The organism is Fodinibius salsisoli, assembly GCF_026229185.1.
Lineage (GTDB): Bacteria > Bacteroidota > Rhodothermia > Balneolales > Balneolaceae > Fodinibius > Fodinibius salsisoli.
In genome coordinates this window covers 1-915 of sequence record NZ_JAGGJA010000039.1, presented here as the reverse complement: position 1 = coordinate 915, position 915 = coordinate 1, and the positions used below count along the sequence as shown (strand labels likewise).

The following is a 915-nucleotide window of genomic DNA, read 5'->3' as shown; positions in this document are numbered from 1 at the left end:
GAGGGAATGCTATGACTTTATCAAGTCTTAGGCCACTTTTTTCTCCCGGTCAAACCGGGAGGTATGATCCGGGTCATAAAATTCCCCACTGTTCCAGATGGCACAACTAATGGTGATAAGTTTGTTCACTAAATTATTGCGAACCACCGGCCAGGGTTTGCCCTCATCCAGTTTGCGCTGTTTATACTGTTTAAATCGATCGTAATGCGTGGAGGCCGACCGGGCCGCCAAGGTCATGTTGGCCCGCATCTCGGAGGCCCCGTGACCGCTCGAGCGGGTCCTCCCGCGCACCGACGAGCCGGAGCGGTGACAATGTGGGGCCACGCCAAACCGAGAAGCAATCTTTTTGGGATTAAGGTCAGTTTGTCCATAAAATTGAATCAGCCATAGCCAGACGGTAACTTCCCCCATGCCCGGGATGCTCGCCAGCAGCCTGAAGTAACTGGACAGCCCGGCGTGAGCCTCCACAATCTGGCGGATGCGGGCTTCCAAAGCGGTAATCTGCTCGCCCAGCAGCTGCAGTTGCCGGCTCCAGGTCTCCCGCAGCAGCTCCGGGCAACAAGGTTGTTGGGCGGCTTGAGTCTGCTTGGTTTTAGTCGCCGTACGCTGACGCACCAGCCGGCGGCGCTCGCTATACAGTTGGCTCATCCGCTCAAGGGACTGTTCAGGAGGCTCAGTTAACCGTAGCTGGTCGCTGAACCGGTCGGCATACTCGGCCAGCAAACGGGCATCAAACCCGTCGGTCTTGCGGTGGTGCTCGGGGCCCACTTTATCCAGGATCGTTGTTTTTTCCACGGCTACCGACCATTCGGCTTGGGTTAGGGCCATGAGCAATCGTTTGCCATACAGGCCGGTGTCTTCGGTGCAAATAATCGTATCCCCGGGATGACACCCCTGGGCGGACAACCACTGGTC

The 915-nt window shown here is 57.2% G+C and carries 1 protein-coding gene; it reads right to left on the bottom strand.

Annotated elements, in window-relative coordinates:
* Positions 1-27: 27 nt before the first annotated feature.
* Positions 28-915 (bottom strand): IS110 family transposase (locus J6I44_RS20530; RefSeq protein WP_265768144.1); only part of this gene is annotated, 888 nt, incomplete at its 5' end.